This is a genomic window from Microbacterium sp. Leaf351 (assembly GCF_001423825.1).
Lineage (GTDB): Bacteria > Actinomycetota > Actinomycetes > Actinomycetales > Microbacteriaceae > Microbacterium > Microbacterium ginsengisoli.
Window position 1 is genome coordinate 11,663 of record NZ_LMPK01000003.1, and the last position, 1,477, is coordinate 13,139.

Annotated in this window: 3 protein-coding genes and 1 pseudogene; 3 read left to right on the forward strand and 1 reads right to left on the reverse strand. The window is 70.1% G+C overall.

Annotated features, from left to right (window positions below; translation table 11 throughout):
- The 3 genes from ASG00_RS16320 to ASG00_RS01520 all read left to right on the forward strand — a co-directional run.
- A partial coding sequence (locus ASG00_RS16320) for a rhodanese-like domain-containing protein (RefSeq protein ID WP_268771868.1) occupies positions 1-559 on the forward strand: 559 nt, incomplete at its 5' end.
- Complete coding sequence (locus ASG00_RS01515; protein ID WP_056206336.1) at positions 552-848, forward strand: YgaP family membrane protein; 297 nt, start codon at positions 552-554, stop codon at positions 846-848. The genes ASG00_RS16320 and ASG00_RS01515, both read left to right, overlap by 8 nt.
- Positions 838-1,107, forward strand: coding sequence for a metal-sensitive transcriptional regulator (locus ASG00_RS01520; protein ID WP_045246373.1), 270 nt, complete (start codon positions 838-840; stop codon positions 1,105-1,107). The genes ASG00_RS01515 and ASG00_RS01520 overlap by 11 nt, the downstream gene beginning before the upstream one ends.
- Positions 1,108-1,368: 261 nt before the next feature.
- On the opposite strand, the pseudogene ASG00_RS16325 reads toward ASG00_RS01520, so the two are convergent.
- A pseudogene (locus tag ASG00_RS16325) lies at positions 1,369-1,477 on the reverse strand (TIGR01457 family HAD-type hydrolase); the annotation flags it as partial.

The window sequence follows — 1,477 nt, forward strand, 5'->3', positions numbered from 1 at the left end:
CGCGGCGACATCGAACGGTCGTCTTCTGGGGGCCCAAGCCGTAGGACGGGACGGCGTCGATAAGCGGATCGACGTGCTTGCGACAGCGATTCGCGCCGGGCTCTCGGTCGAGGACCTCATCGACCTCGACCTCGCATACTCGCCGCCGTTCGGGCAGGCGAAGGACCCCGTCAACCTCACCGGGATGCTGGGTGAGAACGTGCGCACCGGTGCGCTGCGCCTCTGGTACGCCGACGAGCTCGCCGCGGTACTCGACCGGGCGCTTCTCCTGGACGTCCGCACGGCGGCAGAGGTCGCCGCAGGCGCAGTACGTGGCGCGATGCACATCCCGCACACCGAGCTGCGGGGGCGCATCGAGGAGGTTCGGTCGGCCGCGGGCGGCCGTCCGATCCGCGTGATGTGCCAATCCGGGGTGCGTTCGGCGATTGCTCATCGGGTCCTCGCGCAAGAGGGGTTCGACTCGGCATCGCTTTCGGGCGGAATGCTCACCCTCCGTGCATGGTGGGGCGGCGAGGCCAGCGAGATCCTCGAGCGGCCCGAGGCGATGCAGCATGCGTGACCGGGTGCCGCGGCTCCCGGTCTGCGCCGCGCCGCCCGGCGAGCGCGCTGTGTACATCGCAGGTGCCGTCGTCCTCCTGTCGGCCGCCGCCGGCCTGTCGGACCAGCCCTGGGCGGCGATTCCGGCCGCAATCGGCGGGCTGCTGCTCGCCTTCTCCGCCATCACCGGTCGCTGCGTCGACTCCCCGATCTCGCGCCGACGCCGGCGTTCCGACGAAGCCGGGCGCGAGTCGAATCCGGCGGCGGCGCCGTCGACCGATCACCCCCGAGAGGATGTCCATGAAGACTGATGACCCCGAAGCGCAGAAGCGCATCCTGCACCGCCTGCGTCGCGCGCGAGGACAACTCGATGCGGTGATCGCCGCCGTGGAGCAGGACAAGCCGTGCCGTGACATCGTCACCCAGCTCGCCGCCGTCTCGAGCGCGCTCGACCGTGCGGGATTCGCGATCGTCTCGACGGCGATGAAGGAGTGCCTCGCCGATCCCGAGAGCGCCGAGCCGGGGCTGAGCACCGACGAACTCGAGAAGCTCTTCCTGATGCTCGCCTGACGGGCTCGGCGAACAGCACCACACCCACGAACACCTACGGAGAGCATCATGTGCACGACCGTCACCTGCCGCACCTGCGGCAAAACCACCTGGCGAGGCTGCGGGCAGCACGTCGACCAGGTCATGCGGGGCATTCCCCAGTCCCAGCGATGCCAGGGACACGAGAAGACGAGTCTGTTCTCGCGGCTCTTCGCGCGCTGACCCTCGTGCTGCGCTGAGGCGAGGCATCCGCTCTCGGTGACGACGGGCGGATGCCGCGGCTCAGTCGACCTCGGGCAGGTCCGACTCGACGGGGGCGCGCTGGATGAGGTCGGCGACCGAGGTGAGGACCTCGTCGGGACGGAACGGGAACCGCTCGATCTCGGCGGGG

Bases quoted from the DNA above. Each gene is read 5' to 3' on its own strand.
- ASG00_RS01515 (WP_056206336.1), top strand. From the start codon at position 552: ATGCGTGACCGGGTGCCGCGGCTCCCGGTCTGCGCCGCGCCGCCCGGC.
- ASG00_RS01520 (WP_045246373.1), top strand. From the start codon at position 838: ATGAAGACTGATGACCCCGAAGCGCAGAAGCGCATCCTGCACCGCCTG.